Annotated in this window: 18 protein-coding genes; 7 read left to right on the top strand and 11 right to left on the bottom strand. The window is 67.5% G+C overall.

Features of this window, described 5'->3' with window-relative positions; all coding sequences use genetic code 11:
* Positions 1-26: 26 nt before the first annotated feature.
* From T31B1_RS02235 to T31B1_RS02225, 3 genes are all read right to left on the bottom strand, one after another.
* Entirely contained in the window at positions 27-1,025 is a 999-nt protein-coding gene (locus T31B1_RS02235; RefSeq protein ID WP_353247829.1) for a D-Ala-D-Ala carboxypeptidase family metallohydrolase, read from the bottom strand.
* On the bottom strand, positions 1,022-2,779 hold the full coding sequence (locus tag T31B1_RS02230; RefSeq protein ID WP_353247828.1) for a L,D-transpeptidase family protein: 1,758 nt from the start codon (positions 2,777-2,779) through the stop codon (positions 1,022-1,024). Before T31B1_RS02230 ends, T31B1_RS02235 begins: the two co-directional genes overlap by 4 nt.
* Positions 2,780-2,867: 88 nt before the next feature.
* Positions 2,868-3,455, bottom strand: a complete 588-nt coding sequence (locus T31B1_RS02225) for an LON peptidase substrate-binding domain-containing protein (RefSeq protein WP_353247827.1) — start codon at positions 3,453-3,455, stop codon at positions 2,868-2,870.
* Between the two features lie 153 nt (positions 3,456-3,608).
* Between T31B1_RS02225 and T31B1_RS02220 the strand changes: the two genes are divergently transcribed.
* From T31B1_RS02220 to glpQ, 4 genes are all read left to right on the top strand, one after another.
* A complete protein-coding gene (locus T31B1_RS02220; protein ID WP_353247826.1) occupies positions 3,609-4,082 on the top strand; it encodes a PaaI family thioesterase in 474 nt (157 codons plus the stop codon).
* Positions 4,079-4,537 carry a PaaI family thioesterase gene (locus T31B1_RS02215; RefSeq protein WP_353247825.1) on the top strand — a complete coding sequence of 153 codons (459 nt, stop codon included), beginning with the start codon at positions 4,079-4,081 and terminating at the stop codon, positions 4,535-4,537. The genes T31B1_RS02220 and T31B1_RS02215 overlap by 4 nt, the downstream gene beginning before the upstream one ends.
* Before the next feature lie 268 nt (positions 4,538-4,805).
* A complete protein-coding gene (locus T31B1_RS02210; protein ID WP_353247824.1) occupies positions 4,806-5,699 on the top strand; it encodes an acyl-CoA thioesterase in 894 nt (297 codons plus the stop codon).
* A gap of 91 nt (positions 5,700-5,790) precedes the next feature.
* Positions 5,791-6,879, top strand: coding sequence for a glycerophosphodiester phosphodiesterase (gene glpQ, locus T31B1_RS02205; protein WP_353247823.1), 1,089 nt, complete (start codon positions 5,791-5,793; stop codon positions 6,877-6,879).
* A 9-nt stretch (positions 6,880-6,888) separates the two neighbouring features.
* Here the strand turns inward: glpQ and T31B1_RS02200 are convergent, their stop codons facing one another.
* Complete coding sequence (locus T31B1_RS02200) at positions 6,889-7,581, bottom strand: MOSC domain-containing protein (protein ID WP_353247822.1); 693 nt, start codon at positions 7,579-7,581, stop codon at positions 6,889-6,891.
* A gap of 68 nt (positions 7,582-7,649) precedes the next feature.
* Between T31B1_RS02200 and T31B1_RS02195 the strand changes: the two genes are divergently transcribed.
* Together T31B1_RS02195 and T31B1_RS02190 are read left to right on the top strand one after the other, a co-directional pair.
* Positions 7,650-8,906, top strand: coding sequence for a YbfB/YjiJ family MFS transporter (locus T31B1_RS02195; protein ID WP_353247821.1), 1,257 nt, complete (start codon positions 7,650-7,652; stop codon positions 8,904-8,906).
* Entirely contained in the window at positions 8,903-10,117 is a 1,215-nt protein-coding gene (locus T31B1_RS02190) for a YbfB/YjiJ family MFS transporter (protein WP_353247820.1), read from the top strand. The genes T31B1_RS02195 and T31B1_RS02190 overlap by 4 nt, the downstream gene beginning before the upstream one ends.
* A gap of 24 nt (positions 10,118-10,141) precedes the next feature.
* On the opposite strand, the gene T31B1_RS02185 is transcribed toward T31B1_RS02190, so the two are convergent.
* From T31B1_RS02185 to T31B1_RS02160, 6 genes are read right to left on the bottom strand one after another with little or no spacing between them, the layout of a single operon-like run.
* Complete coding sequence (locus T31B1_RS02185; RefSeq protein ID WP_353247819.1) at positions 10,142-10,477, bottom strand: hypothetical protein; 336 nt, start codon at positions 10,475-10,477, stop codon at positions 10,142-10,144.
* On the bottom strand, positions 10,477-10,818 hold the full coding sequence (locus tag T31B1_RS02180) for a hypothetical protein (protein ID WP_353247818.1): 342 nt from the start codon (positions 10,816-10,818) through the stop codon (positions 10,477-10,479). Before T31B1_RS02180 ends, T31B1_RS02185 begins: the two co-directional genes overlap by 1 nt.
* 3 nt (positions 10,819-10,821) lie before the next feature.
* Positions 10,822-12,213 carry a WS/DGAT/MGAT family O-acyltransferase gene (locus tag T31B1_RS02175; RefSeq protein WP_353247817.1) on the bottom strand — a complete coding sequence of 464 codons (1,392 nt, stop codon included), beginning with the start codon at positions 12,211-12,213 and terminating at the stop codon, positions 10,822-10,824.
* 53 nt (positions 12,214-12,266) lie between these two features.
* A complete protein-coding gene (locus T31B1_RS02170; RefSeq protein ID WP_353247816.1) occupies positions 12,267-12,641 on the bottom strand; it encodes a DUF2237 family protein in 375 nt (124 codons plus the stop codon).
* The gene (locus tag T31B1_RS02165; RefSeq protein WP_353247815.1) at positions 12,638-13,048 is read right to left on the bottom strand and encodes a DUF4174 domain-containing protein; all 411 of its coding nucleotides are present in this window, start codon (positions 13,046-13,048) and stop codon (positions 12,638-12,640) included. Before T31B1_RS02165 ends, T31B1_RS02170 begins: the two co-directional genes overlap by 4 nt.
* Complete coding sequence (locus T31B1_RS02160) at positions 13,041-13,835, bottom strand: phytanoyl-CoA dioxygenase family protein (protein WP_353247814.1); 795 nt, start codon at positions 13,833-13,835, stop codon at positions 13,041-13,043. The genes T31B1_RS02165 and T31B1_RS02160 overlap by 8 nt, the downstream gene beginning before the upstream one ends.
* A gap of 134 nt (positions 13,836-13,969) precedes the next feature.
* Between T31B1_RS02160 and msrB the strand changes: the two genes are divergently transcribed.
* Positions 13,970-14,491, top strand: a complete 522-nt coding sequence (gene msrB, locus T31B1_RS02155) for a peptide-methionine (R)-S-oxide reductase MsrB (RefSeq protein ID WP_353247813.1) — start codon at positions 13,970-13,972, stop codon at positions 14,489-14,491.
* A gap of 177 nt (positions 14,492-14,668) precedes the next feature.
* Here the strand turns inward: msrB and T31B1_RS02150 are convergent, their stop codons facing one another.
* Positions 14,669-15,130, bottom strand: coding sequence for a DUF2147 domain-containing protein (locus T31B1_RS02150; protein ID WP_353247812.1), 462 nt, complete (start codon positions 15,128-15,130; stop codon positions 14,669-14,671).
* Between the last annotated feature and the right edge of the window lie 243 nt (positions 15,131-15,373).

The raw sequence follows: 15,373 nt of genomic DNA, 5'->3' as shown, positions 1-15,373 counted from the left end.
GCCTGGCTCCGATCAGGACAGAGGAATTACCATCTTACGGCCTGGCCGCGTACGTCAATATGAACGAACGGCCCATGGTAGGCATTGCCCGGGTAGGCGCTCAATCCGCCGGCCAGATCGGGCTCTGTGGCCGTGACGGTTTCTACCAGATCCGCCAGCCATTCGGCGTCGGCAAGCGTGATGGCACCGTCGGCATCGAGATCGTCCATCTCGCCGTCAGCGTCGGCATCCACGAAGATATCGGCCGCGCTGCCGAACAGATGCTGGCTATAGACGGTCGTGTTGCCGATATCGGCGTTGTACCAGGGCGTGCGATAGCCGCTCATGATCACCACCGCGTTCGGGGCCACGCCGGCCGCGATCAACGCGCCTCGGATGTGCTCGAGCTTGTCCAGCAGGGCCGGGCGGATCAGCACGTATTTGGGCCAGTGCTCGGGCTGCTGGTGGCAGAGGAAATCGCCGAGGCTGAAATGCGGCGACACGGCCACGCTCGCGTTCGTCGGCGTGACTTCCACCAGCCCGCGCGGCGGCGCGCTGTGCGGATCCCGTGCCCGGGCGGTCGGCTCGTAGCGACCGATATCGTAGCCGTTGAGCTGGCTTTCGCGAGCATCGAAGGGCGTCTTCACGAAGACGTTGATCCGCATCTCGCCGCCGGTGGCGCGATTGCGCAGGCTGATGGGGTACAGCCCCGGCGTACGCGGTACCTGCCAGCGCCATGCGTCGCCGAGTCGCCGTGGCGGCGGCCCGAAGCCATAGGTGGCCAGGCTCAGATCGGCGGCTGTCGGCACATCGGTCACTCTCAGCGTGACCGATGTGCCCGGCATGACGAACACTGCATTGACCGGGCCCTGCAGAGCGCGCTCGCCGATACGCACGGCAAAGCCGGGTTCGCCGCCGAACAGCGTGCCGTCCAGCGCGCGCGTCATGCTCAAGCGCTGGGCGTGCGCGCCCGCGGCCGCCGCCAGCCACAGCGCCAGCACGAGGCTGGTCGCGAGGGCCGTGCGTGTGGCGCGCGGCCGGCTCAACCGGCGTCCTGCCACCGGCTCGTGCGGTGGCTGCGCTGCATGGCACGTTCCAACTGCGGATCGTGGTTATACAGATCGTTGCGGAACTGCACGCCGTCGTCGTTGACGAAGGCCGTCCAGTAGATCAGATAGACCGGCAGCGGTTCGGCCAGATTCACGCGCTCGCGCCCGCCTTCGTGGAGTGCCTTGTCGATTCGGGCGGCATCCCACTCGGGGCGGCCGGCGAGCACGAAGCCGGCGAGTGCGGCCGGATCGGCCACGCGCACACAGCCGTGGCTGAAGTCGCGCTGGGTGCGCGAGAACAACTGCTCCGACGGACTGTCGTGAAGATAGACCGCATATTCGTTGGGAAACATGAACTTGACCAGACCGAGCGCGTTATGCGGACCGGCCGCCTGGCGCATATGCAGCTGGCCGGATTCGACCCGGTCCAGGTTGGCCGGGGTGGCGGCGAGCGGCTCGGCGTTGGGGCCGAAGGCACGCACGATCTGGTACTGGCGCCGGTCGAGATAGCCGGCATCGGCGCGTGCCTTGGGCAGGATCTCGTCGACCGCGATGCCGTGCGGGATATTCCAGAACGGGCGGAAGATCACGTAACGCATGCGATCCGAGAACACCGGTGTGGCACGGTCGTCGTAGGATTTGCCGACCACCACGTTCATCTCGAGCACGGCCTGGCCATCATCGTAGGCGCGCAGGCGGTATTCGGGAATGTTGACCATGACATAGCGGTCGCCCAGATCGCCCGGCAGCCAGCGCCAGCGCTCCAGGTTGAGCTCGATCTGGTGGGCCCGGCGCTCGGCCGGAACATTCAGTGCGGCCCGCGTGGACGGGCCGACGCGCCCGTCCACGGCCAGCCCGTGGCGGCGCTGAAAGTGCCGCACTGCTGCGGCCAGCTGCTGGTCATAGCGGCGCGAGGTCAGATCGACGGGCGGCTTGTCGTCGAGTCGCTCCAGGCGCGGCACGCCGTCGTCGACGGTGTCGCCGGCAGGCGAGTCTGGCGGCAGATCGCCGGTCACATGCAGGCGTCGCCGCAATGCCGGTACCCGGGCATCGCGCATGCCGGATTCCAGCAGCGGCCCGTCGGCCAGCATGGGCCAGCCGCCGTCGTCGACAATCGCACGATAGTCGGCCAGCGCCTTGACCAGCAGCGTATAGCCGGCATGCGGCGGGCGCAGCTCGGCCAGCGCGTCGTCCACGTTGCCGTCGTCGGTGGCGCGGGCCAGCGCACCGGCGTAATCGCCGGGCGGCAGGTCCTCGTACCAGCGCGGTCGCAGGTCGCGGCCCGGCTCTATTCGGCCTCGGTGCAGATCCACGGCATAGGCCACGAACGCACGGCTGAGGCGGATATCCAGCTTCGCCAGATCCGCGGGCTGGAGCGGGCCGGGGGCGGCGTCGAGGGTCTCGATGCGTTCGGCCAGCCGATCGTAGCCGTAATCGGCGGCGATCAGACCCTGGCGGTCGGCACGGGACAACGCGTCCAGCAGTGACTTGATGGCCGCACGTGGCGCGCGGTCGGGCCCGAACCAGGCTGGCCGATCGTCGCGGGCACCATAGAAATCCGCCACGGCAGTGCCGACGGTGGTATCGGGCAGCGCCGCGAGTTGTGCGGTCATCGCCTGAACCATCGGATCGACGGGCGGCGGCGTATTCGGGGCGGGCTCGGCTTCGGTGTCGCGGACGGGCTGGCTGCTGCAGGCCGCCAACAGCATCACCAGGACAGCACAGGCTGCCCGGCAGGCTTGGCGTTTCACGGGAGAGGGAACTCGTTGATTTTTCTTTTCGCCATGCTATCGCGACACAGCGAAAATAACGACCGCGCCGGCCCGGACCGGCGTTGTCTCAACGCGCGTTTTCGATCTCGACCATGGGTCGGATCCGGCGCAGGCGTTCCAGCGGATCGTTCGTGGCCAGCAGATCGTGCTTGGTGGCGGCATCGAAAGGCAGCAGCTCGGTCAGTCGTGCTGACAGCCAGCTCGCCGAATCGTAGGCTCGGCCCTGAGCCTCGTAAGGCAGGCCGACCTCCTCGATCAAGGCGGCTGCGACCTGCTTGAGCTGTGAGAACTCGATCGGACAGGCGCTGTCGGCGTCTTCAGTGATGACCGATATCGTGCCCCACCACAGGCCGTCGTCGGCTTGGCGGCTGTGGCCGAGCTCGAAGCGCTGCTGGCCTTTCACGGTAATGCCCAGGTGGCCGTCGTCCAGGCGATCGAAGTCGATGATCTCGACCAGCGTACCCACCGCGCGCGGGGTGCTGAAAGAGCCCTTGTCCCTGGCCGGCTGAGCCGCGCACACCCCGAATCCCCGCTGCTCGCGCATGCAGGCCGCGACCATGTCCAGATAACGCGGTTCGAAGATGCGCAGCGGCATGATGCCGCCGGGGAACACCACGGTGGACAAGGGGAACAGGGCGTATTCGGAGTGATCCATAGTCAGTCGCGGCCGATAAAACCAAGCGGGCTATCCGCAACGGGCAGGCCGGGCGGAGCCTGTCCGTCACCCCATCTTACGCGCTCGCGCAGCGCGGCGTTGCAGACGGGCCGGCATGGACGTGGCCGACGTGGCCGGCTATGGTCGCCCACCATGACCGACACCCGCGCGATCGACGGCATCGACAAGAGCGAACCCGAGGTACGGGCCGAGATCGCGCGTCGTTTTCACGACCGTATCCCGCATATCGCCGCGCTCGGGCTGGAAATCGTCGACGTGTCCGGCCCCACGATCGTCGTGGAGCTGCCGTTTCGCGAGGATTTCGTGGGCGACCCGATGGCCGGTCTATGGCATACCGCCGTCGGCACGAGTGCGGCCGACAGCGCGTGCGGCCTGGCGGTGTTCCTGGCGCTGCCGGGGCTGGAAACGGTGGCCACGCTGGATCTGCGCATGGACTACCTGCGCCCGGCGCGGGCCGGTCAATCGCTGGTCGTCGAAGCCGAGTGCCATCACATCACCCGTTGTGTGGCCTTCGTACGCGCCACGCTGCACCAGAACACGCCCGATCGGCCGACCGCGCTGTGTCACGCGGCGTTCATGCGCACCGGCCGATCGGTGCGTCCATGAGTCGTGCCGACCAGACCCTGCGTGCGGCGCTGGACGCGGGCGATCATACGGCCGTGGTCCAGGCCATCCCCTATGCCCGCTATCTCGGCCTGTCGGTCGAGACCGAAGCCGCGGCGCGATTCTATCGCCTGCCGTTTCGGCACGATCTGATCGGCAATGCCCGCAAGGGCGCGCTGCATGGCGGTACGGTAGCAGGACTGCTGGAACTGGCCATGCAGCTGGAGGTGCTGATCGTCGAGGCGCAATTGCGGTTGCCGTATCCGGTCGATTTCTCTATCGACTACTGGCGCTCGGCCGCTGCGCGCGACTGTCTGTGTCGATGCCGGCTGATCCGCTCCGGCCGGCGGATCGCCCAGGTTCAAGCCGAATGCTGGCAGGACGATGCCGAGCGACCGATCGCTTTTGCCCGGGCCGATTTTCTGCTGCGCGCGGTCGACGAGTCCGGCCCCGATTGAATGCCGCGCCGCGCCGACGCAGCCGCCCGTACCGGGCGTCGAGCCCGCGTGCCCATGGACGAATGCCCGGGTTGAGATATCGACAACCGGCTATCCATCTCCTGTCCATCCGTGTCGTCGGGTCGAGCCGGGTTGGCCGAGTGACGATCGGCGCCGGCACGCTCCGAGTCGGGCGGGAACCCCTTGCCCGTCGAAGCGCCGCTATGCCGGGTTGTCCTGGCCGGCTGTAGAATGACGCCGTTCAACGCGCAATTGGGGAATCTCGGATATGGCATCAGACGGCGAACGTCTGGTCGGCGATCTGCTCGACCAGCTCGACCTGGAACCGCTGGAACAGCGACTGTTTCGCGGCAGCTCCCGGGATCTGGGTGGCAAGAGCGTATTCGGGGGCCAGGTGGCCGGCCAGGCGATGGTGGCGGCCACGCGCACCGTCGAGCCCCAGTTCCTGGCGCATTCGATGCACGGCTATTTCCTGCGTCCGGGCGATATGGAAGCCGCCATCGTCTACGAAGTGGACAACATCCGCGACGGCCGCAGTTTCGCCACACGGCGGGTCCAGGCGATCCAGCACGGCCGGCCGATCTTCTCGATGCTGGCGTCGTTCCATATCGAGGAACACGGCTATATCCATCAGATGGCCATGCCGGACGTACCCGGGCCCGAGGATCTGGCCAGCCACGACGAGCTGCGTCGCAACTGGGTCGACCAGCTCGACCGGGTACCAGAGTCACTGCGCGAGGCGGTCGGCCGCGAGGTGGCCATCGACATGCGCGCGGTGCGTCCCTGGAACATGCTCGCCCCCGACAAGCGCGACGCCGTCCAGCACGTCTGGCTCAAGGCCAAGGCTCCGCTGCCTGACAGCCAGGCCGTTCATCGGGCGGTACTGACCTACGCCAGTGACTTCAACCTGCTGGCAACTTCGTTGTTTCCGCACGGCGTGTCGTTCTTCACGCCGGGCATGCAGATGGCCAGCATCGACCACGCGATCTGGTTCCATCGCGATCTGGCCATGGACGACTGGCTGCTCTATTCGATGGACAGTCCCGGCGCCCAGGATGCGCGCGGGCTGTCACGTGGGCTGATCTTCAACCGTGCCGGCGAGTTGGTGGCCTCGGTCGCTCAGGAAGGGCTGATCCGCCAGCGCGAACACGCGCCGGATTAGGCCCGGGGCGACGAGCGGTCATGATCGCGTCATGCCCGATGGTTAGCCTCGATGCGTATCGCGGAGACCTGCCGCGCGCTCGGGGTCCATCATGGCGAGATCGCATCGTATCCGGCAGGCTGTCGATCTTGGCGTGGTCGGGTTGTGTATCGCGCTGGGCCTGGCCGCCGCGCCGCTGTTCGGCGCCCCAGGTGCGCGCCATGCAGGCGCGACGGCGCAGATGTCCCAGCCTCGAGGTGCGCCCGACATGACTCGCGACAAGATCGTCATCGCCCATCGCGGCGCCTCGGGCTATCTGCCCGAGCACACCCTGCCGGCCTATGCCATGGCCTATGCGCTGGGCGCGGACTTCATCGAGCCGGATCTGGTGATGACCGCCGACCATCGGCTGATCTGTCTGCACGATATCCATCTCGAGTCCACCACGGATGTGGCACAGAAGTTCCCCGATAGAGCACGCGACGACGGGCGGTGGTACGCCGCGGATTTCACCCTGGCCGAGATCGAATCGCTCGACGTCGTCGAGCGCACCCGGCCGGACGGCCGCCGCGTGTTTCCGGGGCGTTTCAACGACCGCGCACGCGGTTTCAAGGTGCCGACGCTGGTGGCCGTGATCGAGATGGTGCAGTCGCTCAATCGCGAGACCCGTCGCGAGGTCGGGCTCTACCCCGAGACCAAGAACCCCGCCTTTCATGATGCCCAGGACCTGCCGCTGGAACGGGTGCTGCTCGAGCGGCTGGCCGAATACGGCTATGTCGGACGCGATGCGAACGTCTTCGTGCAGAGCTTCGATGCGAACAATCTCAGGGAGATGCGCGAGGTCTTCGGCTCGGATCTGCCCCAGATTCAGCTCATCGAAGGCAGCGGCGAGGCCTTCGACGCGATGGTCACGCCCGCGGGCCTGGACGAGATCGCGACCTATGCCGACGGTATCGGGCCTGACAAGCGCCGGATTGCCGCGACGGACGGCGCGCTGGTGGTCGCCGCGCATCGGCGGGGCCTGCTCGTACACCCCTATACCTTTCGTGCCGACCAGCTGCCGGCCGGTACACGCCGGCTCGAGGATGAGCTGCGCACCTATTACCATCGCTACGACGTGGACGGGCTGTTCACCGACTTCACCGACATCGCGGTCGGCGTGATCCATCCCGATTATCGTGCCCGCCTGTATCCCGACTAGCGCACGGGCTCAGCGTTCGCCGAGCTGGCGGGCCCGGGCGGCCAGCCGCTTGCGCCATTCCGGCGCGAGTGTGGGCAGTTCGGCGAGCCTCAGCAGGGCCCGGCGGTCGTCCTCGTCGGGCACGCGTGCGGCCTGTATCGACCACAGGCGGGCCAGGGTGATGCCGTGGGTGGCCGTCTCGATACGTGCTAGCCGATCCCCGGCGCGGATGTCGCCTGGCTCGATCACCCGGTACAGCCAGCCGGCCGCACCGGCGGCGGCCACCGCGCGTGCCAGGCCTGCGATGCCGGTACGGGCGCCGATCTTCCAGCACGGTTGGCGCGGTTGGGCAATCTGGACTGTCGCCTGGCCCAGGCGAAATACGTCGCCGATATGCACGTCGGCTTCGGTCATGCCGTGGGTGCTGATGTTTTCGCCCAGCGCGCCGGGCACGAACGCGTCCTCGAAGCCGGGATAGCGCGCCTGCCAAAGCCGGTAGTGCTCGGCCGGATAGTGATTGAGCGCTCGCTCGGGGCCGCCGTGATGAATCGGATCGGCCACCGTATCGCCGGCTACGCCGCCGGCGTCGAGCCAACGCGCATCCGTGACAGGACGCTTGTCGATCGCGCTGGCTGCCCCGTCGCCTGCCAGCGGGCCGATGCGGCCTATGAACAGGGCGTCGACGACGGTATCCGGCACGGTGGACGCAGGGTGGTCAGGCATCGATGGCTCCGGTGGCAGATGAGCAGCGTCGTCGCGCCGTCGAAAACAGCGCGGACCGAGGCCCGATCGTGGCACACTTCCGGCTGTTTTTTGCTGTATGGGACAGCCATGGACACGAATATCAGGCCGGCCGGGCGCCTACGACGATGAGTCAGGTGCGGGCCGGCCTTGGCTCCACGCAGCTGGGCCTGGCCGGCGGGATCGCCACGCTGCTGGGCATCGGTATGGCGCGTTTTGCCTATACGCCGCTGATTCCGGCGCTGGTCGATGCCGGCTGGTTTTCCAGCCATGCCGCGGCCTATCTGGGCGCGGTGAATCTGCTGGGCTATCTGCTGGGTGCGGCGCTGGCCCATCGAGCCACGCTGATCTTCGGCACGCGCGCGGTGCTCGGTGTATGCCTGGCGATCACGGTGGCCAGTCTGGTTGGCTGTGCGCTGGACTGGGGCGTAATCTGGTACGGCATCTGGCGCCTGGCCTGCGGCGTGACCGGCGCGATGCTGGTGGTCGTGGGGGCGCCGGCGGCCTTGTCGCGGGTCGCCCCGGCCGAGCGCGCGCGCACCAGTGCCCTGGTGTTTACCGGCATCGGGCTGGGCGTCATGGCCAGCGGCACGCTGGTGCCGTGGCTCGCAGGGTTCGGTGTGGCGCTGCCCTGGCTCGCGCTGGCGGCGGTCGCACTGGGACTGGCGCTCTGGAGCTGGTTTTCGGTATGGCGACACCTGGCGCCGCTCGATCGCGCGCCCACGTCTGTTGCCGACGACGGCGCGCTGCCGATGTGGCCGATCATGCTTGTCATCGTCGCCTACGGGCTGGATGCCATCGGGTTCGTGCCGCATACGCTGTTCTGGGTGGACTATATTGCCCGTGAGCTCGGCCGCGGTCTGGCCACGGGCAGCGCCTACTGGGTCGTGTTCGGGTTCGGTGCCGCCTGCGGGCCGCTGGTGGCCGGTGCGGTGGCCGCCCGCGTGGGTTTTCGCCCGGCGCTGGTCGGTGCCCTGGGGATCAAGGCGGCCGCGGTCGGCCTGGCATTGGTCTCGGACAGCGCGTGGGCGCTGGCGCTGTCGTCTTTCTGCGTCGGCCTGCTCGTGCCGGGTACGGTGACCCTGACCTCCGGTTCGATCGCCGAACTGTGCCCGCCCGAACGTCAACAGCAGCTCTGGGGCTGGGCGACGTTGTCGTTCGCTCTCGCCCAGACCGTGGGTGCCTATGGCATGTCGTGGGGCTACGAGCAGCTTGGCCGGTACCTGCCGCTGTTCGCGCTGGCTTTCGTGGCCCTGCTGGCTGCCCTGGCGAGCGCGCTCGCCGCGGCTTGCCAACGTACGCCGTGAGTTCCGCCGTTCGCCAGCGACAGGGGCCGCTGCTGGTCTCGGGCGCGATCGCGCTGCTGCTGGGTATCGGCCTGGGCCGCTATGCGTTCACCCCGCTGATACCGTCGCTGGTACAGGCCGGCTGGTTCAGCGCCGAGCAGACGGCCGAGCTGGGTGCGATCAACCTGCTGGGTTATCTGGTCGGGGCGGCGACTGCCCATCTGATGGTGCGTCGTCTGGGTCCGCGGGCCGTGATCGGCGGGGCGCTGGCCGCGCTCACGCTCAGTCTGCTGTCGTGTGCGCTGCCCGGAGGCATGATCTGGTATGGGCCCTGGCGTTTGATCGCCGGTTGGGCCGCGGCCACGCTCACGATCGTGGTGACCCCGATCGTGATGGGCCGCATGCCCGCCGCACGACGCCCGGCCGCGTCGGCGATCGTGTTCACGGGCATGGGCGTAGGCACGATCACGGCGAGCCTGCTGGTACCGCTGCTGGCCGAGGCCGGGATCGCGACGACCTGGATCGCGGTAGGCGTGCTCGGCGGCGTACTGGCCGGATGGAGCTGGCGTGCGGTCTGGCGTCATCTGCCCGCCGGTTCGGCCGCGACGAACACGCAGGACGGCGGGTCGGAGCCTGCGACACCCGAGCCCGCCTCGTGGCCGGTCGTGACGTTGATCATCGTCGCCTATGGGCTGAACTCCGCCGGCTATGTGCCGCATTCGCTTTACTGGGTCGACTATATCGCGCGCGAATTGGGACGCGGTCTGGCGGTCGGCAACGCCTGCTGGTTGGCGCTGGGCGTCGGCGGCCTCCTCGGCCCGGCGCTGGGCGGCTATGCGGCCGCGCGGCTGGGCTTCCGGGCCGCCCTGATCGTGGCGTTCCTGGCGATGACCGCGGCCACCGCATTGCCGCTGGCCTCGTCATCGCTCGCGGCGCTGGGCGTATCGTCGTTCATGGTCGGCGCGATGGTGCCGGCGATCATCACGCTGACTGCCGGAACCGTGGTCGAGATCGCGCCGGCCGATCGCCGTCAGCAGATCTGGGGCTGGGCCACGTTGTCGTTCGCCGTGGCCCAGACGCTGGGCGGCTTTGGCATGTCTGCGTTGTATGCGTCGGCCGACAGCTATCGCGCCACGATCGCGCTGGGTGCGTTGCTGCTGTGTCTGGGAGCGGGGTGCGTGATCACGGCCGCCGTGCTCGGGCGCCAGCGCACTTCGCCGGCCACACGCTGAGATCATTCACGGCCTGCGCCGAGCCTAGCGTTTGGGCGCCCGGATACGCGGGCGAAAACCGGCAGGCTTGTCGGCGATCCATGCAACGAACTGGGCGATCTTCGGGTGGGCGAGCAGATCGGCGCGGGTGTTGTACACCTCGGCGAGCGTCTTTTCATCGAGCACGGCATGAATATGGCTGTGGCAGGGCCGGCAGACGTGCAGAATCGCGCCCAGGCGTTCGTTACGATCGAAACGCTTGCGAATCCGCTTGAGCCGATGGGTTCGGCGCGGAATCAGGTGGTGACGCGTGGTCCGCACACCGCGGCGACCGCACAGCGCACAGCTCGGGCCGTCCGAGCTCGGGCGTGCCGGAGCCATCAGCCGTCAGGCGAGCAGGCGCGACGGCGCTGCCAGCGCACCAGACGAACCAGCGTGTACAGCGTATGAGCGATCCATACGACAAAGGCCGCCGGCAGGCTGGCCAGGATCAGCCAGCCGAACATGCCCGCGCCGTAAAGCACGCCGCCGATATCGGCGCCGAAAAGATAGCAGGGCTGGACGCCGGATTCGTCGACCCGGCAACCGAGGGTCTGACCGAGCGCGCCGGCCCCGGCCGAGATGGCCCACGGTGCGATGGCGGATATGCCGATCGCCAGCTGGACGACGACGAAAGCGACGAGCGGGGCCAACGGGAAGCCCGACGACGGTCGGCCGTTCATCGATCAGCTGCCGTGAACGCTGTCTCCGGCGACGGCGTCATCGGCCGGCTCCAGTTCGTCGAGCGCATCGTCGAGATAAGTCAGCAGGTGCTGCATGGACGGCAACGAGCGTCGGCAGGCGATCAACCCGAACTCCAGCGAATCGCGATAGCTGGCCAGGCTGATGTTCAACGCCTGGCCGTCGAGCACGATCGAGACCGGGTACATGCCCTGCATCTCGGCATCGCCGAAATACAGTGTCTCCCGCGGACCCGGTACGTTGGAAATGACCACGTTGAACGACTGATGACGCGGCGCAAGCCCGGTCAGCAGGTTCAGTCCGGCCGGGGTGGACAACGCAGCGATGAACGCCATGATCTGTTCGGGCGACATGTCCCGATACCGGCGTTTCCAGTGATTCACCGAGCGCTGGATCGCGGCCAGCCGCTCGACCGGGTCCGCGATATGGGTGGCCAGGCTGGAAAAGATCATCGCCACGCGATTGCCGGTGCCGCTGTCGTCGTCATGCAGCGAAACCGGCAGCATCGCGACCAGAGGCCGGTCGGGCAGATCGTTCTGTTCGAGCAGATACGCGCGCAGGGCACTGGCGCACATGGCCAGTACGATGTCGTTGACCGTGGCGTCGAACGCCTTGGCGATCCGCTTGATACGGGTCAGCGAGTAGGACTGGGCCGCAAACCGGCGCGAACCGCTGACCCGACAGTTGAGCAGGCTGGCAGGGGCCTGGGCGATCGAGGTGAAATCGTCGTCGCTGCGGGCATCGTGCCATGCATGCACGATCTCCTGGCCGGCACGCGGCAGTGCAGCGATCTGACGGGTGGTCGCCTGCAGTGTGCGCCAGGCGTCGGTCAACGGCCCGGCGCGGCGGGCCGCGTCTTCGCTTTCGGTGGCCGGCAACTGCCAGGGCACCCGCATCGAGCGCGCGTCCGGGGCGTCCTGGAGCGATCGGCGCAGAATCCGCATGGCGCTGATGCCGTCCATCATCGAGTGGTGGAACTTGCTGTAGATCGCAAAACGGTCGTCGACCACGCCTTCGATCACATAGACCTCCCACATCGGCCGGGAGCGATCCAGCAGCGCGCCGTGCAGCATGGACACCAGCGCCAGAAGATCCCGGATCGCTCCGGGCCTGGGCAGCGCCAGATGTCGAACGTGGTATTCCAGGTCGAAGCTGACGTCGTCGACCCAGAACGGCTGGCCGAAGCGGTATTTCAGGCGGCGATTGAACGGCGGCGTCACATCGTCGAACTCGCGCGCCCGGGCGACGAGATCGCGGACATAATCGGGCCCGGCGCCCGCGGGCAGACTGAAAAGCTGCAGACCGCCGACGTGCATGGGCTGGTTGCGACGTTCCAGTCGCAGAAAGATCTGGTCGATGGGATTGAGAAGCTGCATACGTATCGACTCGGCAGGCCCGGATACGGGCGTTCGCGCGCGACCCGCCGCGCTTACGACAGATCGATAGCGTGTGCCTTCAAATCGGCCATGTCCACCAGCTCCAGGGCAGCTTCGGCAGTAGCCGTCAGAATGACACGGGGCGCGGCGCCGGCGGCGAGCGCCTCGCCCCAGCGTGCGGCACACAGACACCAGCGATCCCCGGCTTTCAGTCCGGGAAAGCCGAATTCAGGGTGGGCCGTCGTCAGGTCGTTGCCGCGCTCGCGCGAGAAGGCGAGAAACGCGTCGGTGACCACGGCGCACACGGCATGGACGCCTGCATCCTCTGGGCCGACCCGGCAATAGCCGTCGCGGTAGAAGCCGGTCATCGGCGCGCTGCAGCACAATGCCAGCGGCTGGCCGAGGACGTTGCGGGCGGGTTGGCTCATTGCTGCATCTCGTTCTGGCGCATGGGCATGCGGTCGATCTCGCCGAACAGCGCCGGTAGATCGAATGTCTCGGTCTGGCGTGTCTTCACGCCGCCATCCTTGCCGATGAGCACGGTCTCGAAGCCGTCCGCGGCGTGCAGGTCGACGAGCGCCTCGCGATCGATACCCTGCTCGATATTGCTGACGACCGGGCCCGTGGGCCCGAGCACGAACCAGGCGATGTCGCGATCGGCGATACCGGCGGACCGGGCCAGCGTGTCGCGATGATCGGCTGCTTCGGTATCGGTCGGGGCGAACACCACGATCACCCGGTACTGCCATTGCAGCTGCGACAGCGAAGCGGCACCGGCGCCGTGCGCCGTGCCGATCAGCCCGGACAGGAGGCCGATCAACAGCACGCTACGCATGAACCAAGCTCCGTGCGAGCACGGGTTCGAGCGTGGCCGAACGCGTGCCCGGTACCGGCGCGTTGCCCGTGCCGTAATAGGTGGCTACCACCGACAGTTTGCGTGCGTCGGTGCGGTTGGCGCCCGCCGCATGCAGCGTGTTGGCATCGAAGAACAGGACATCGCCGGGCGCCAGTTCGGCGTCGACCGCGGTGGCGATCAGTTCACGGTTATCAGCCACGTCTTCGCGCAGGAACAGCTCGCTGTCCATGGCCTCGGCGGCGAACTGCATTCGGTGGGTTCCGGGCAGCAGGCGCATGCCGCCGTTGTCCGGCGTCTCGTCGCCGAGGGCGAGCCAGGCGTTGACCAGATGCGGCGTCTCGAAGTGCCAATAGCGCAGATCCCGGTGCCAGGCGGTCGCCGTGGAGAAACGCGGGGTCTTGGTCATCACGCAATTGTGATGATTGCGCGATAGCCAGACTGTATCGGAGCCCAGCAGTTGCGCGACCACGGCGGTCAGGCGGTCATCGCGCATCCAGTCCGCGAAGACCGTATCCCGGTCGAAGGCCTGACGCAGACGGCGTGGGGTGTTGCCGCCGGCGGCCGCACGGCTGGCTGGCGCGCCGGGATAGGCGACGTCGGCTTCGTATTCGATCGGCTCGATCTGATCCTCCGCATGGCGAAGAGCCACCCCGCGCAGTGCGTTGATCCGCTCGGCGTTGGCCAGCTGACGAATCACGAGAAAACCGTCGTCCGCGAAGGCCTCGCGCTGGGCCGGCGTCAGCGCCGGTTGCAGTGTTGTATCCATACCTGCATTCATGACGTCATTGTAGACCGCATCCGGCGTTTACGCCGAGGGCCACGCCGCGGTTGCGGATCCGGCCCTGCGGTGCCCGCGTCGTCGGCTTGCCACCGACCTACGGCGCCCTCATCGTTGTGGTCATGAAGCGACGTACGATCATCGGGGGCGGTCTGGGCGTGGTGGCCGTGGCGCTGGGCGCTCGGCTGGCTGCGGGCGCGTTGCTCGAAGGCGCGTCTGGCACGAGATCAGCACAGGAGTTTGCCGTGGACAAGAGTGATCAGGCCTGGCGGGCCCAGCTGTCGCCCGAAGCCTACCAAGTGTTGCGCAAGGCCGGCACGGAGGCCCCGGGTTCGAGCCGACTCAATTCGGTCAAGGCCGTCGGCGAGTATCGCTGTGCTGGCTGTGATCAGACGCTGTTCGCCAGTGACACCAAGTACGACTCGGGCACCGGTTGGCCGAGCTTCTATGACTACGTCGACGGTGCGCTCGGCTTCAAGACCGATTACAAGATGCTCATCCCGCGGCGCGAGTACCACTGCTCGCGCTGTGGCGGCCATCAGGGCCACGTCTTCAAGGATGGACCGGCGCCGACCGGCCTACGCTACTGCAACAACGGCGTGGCGCTGAGCTTCGTGGCTGCCGAACAGGATCGCACGGGCTAAGCGACCGGCATCGGAGACCGACGGCTGACGGTATCGGCGGTGGGCCGCTCGGCTATGCTGCGGACGGCCCTGGACCAACCCGGCCCGGCTGCAGCGTCGTCGTCGGCGAGCCGTGGCCAATAAGAAAAGCCCCGCCGACGCGGGGCTTTCGCAACGCCGACAGATCTGTGAACAGGCCTATTCGAGCATGTCCTGGTGGACATGCTCGGCCTGCGGATCGATCCGTTTCCAGGTCTGGGACTTTCCGATCAGGCTGATGCCGATATAGCCGCGTGCTTCCAGCGTATCCGGGCCGGTCTGGGTGGCCTTGGCCTTGTAGGTCTTGCCGTTGTTCGGATCGTAGATGGAGCCGCCTTCGTACTCGCCGTCGCCGGCATAGCTCAAGCCCTGGAGCACTACCACGCCGAGCAGCCGACGATCGCGCTTGGATTCGTCCGGGTTCTGCTTGTCGTAGCGCGCCTGGCCGTCGGAAGAGCCCACGATCTTGCCCTGCCAGTGGTCATCGGACTGGTAGATCTGCACATAGCCGCCGCTGGCGGTCTCCCACACGCCGGCGATGTCGTCGGCCTGGTGTTCGGCAGCCATCAGTGGGCCGGCGCAGACCAGCAGGGCCGTTGCCAACAACGCACGTTTGAACATGTTTTTCTCCTTGTTCGTTCAATCGTTGACGATAGCATGGGATAACAGACCGAACCGCAGATGAATGCCACCGGTGGCATCATCATGTCGCGCGGTTCGCGGCCGCTCGGACAGCGCGTGTCGAATGCGCCGCGCCGCCGTTCGCGGGCTGGGCTACTGGCCGCCAGGCCGGCCGTCCGCGGTCTGGCCCGGGCCGATGGCGCAATGCCGCGGGTCTGATGTCGGCGCGCAGACAGCCGCCGG

It is taken from the genome of Salinisphaera sp. T31B1 (genome assembly GCF_040361275.1).
GTDB lineage: Bacteria > Pseudomonadota > Gammaproteobacteria > Nevskiales > Salinisphaeraceae > Salinisphaera.
Note: the sequence above shows the minus strand (reverse complement) of the source record. Positions and strands in the feature narration are given on the sequence as shown.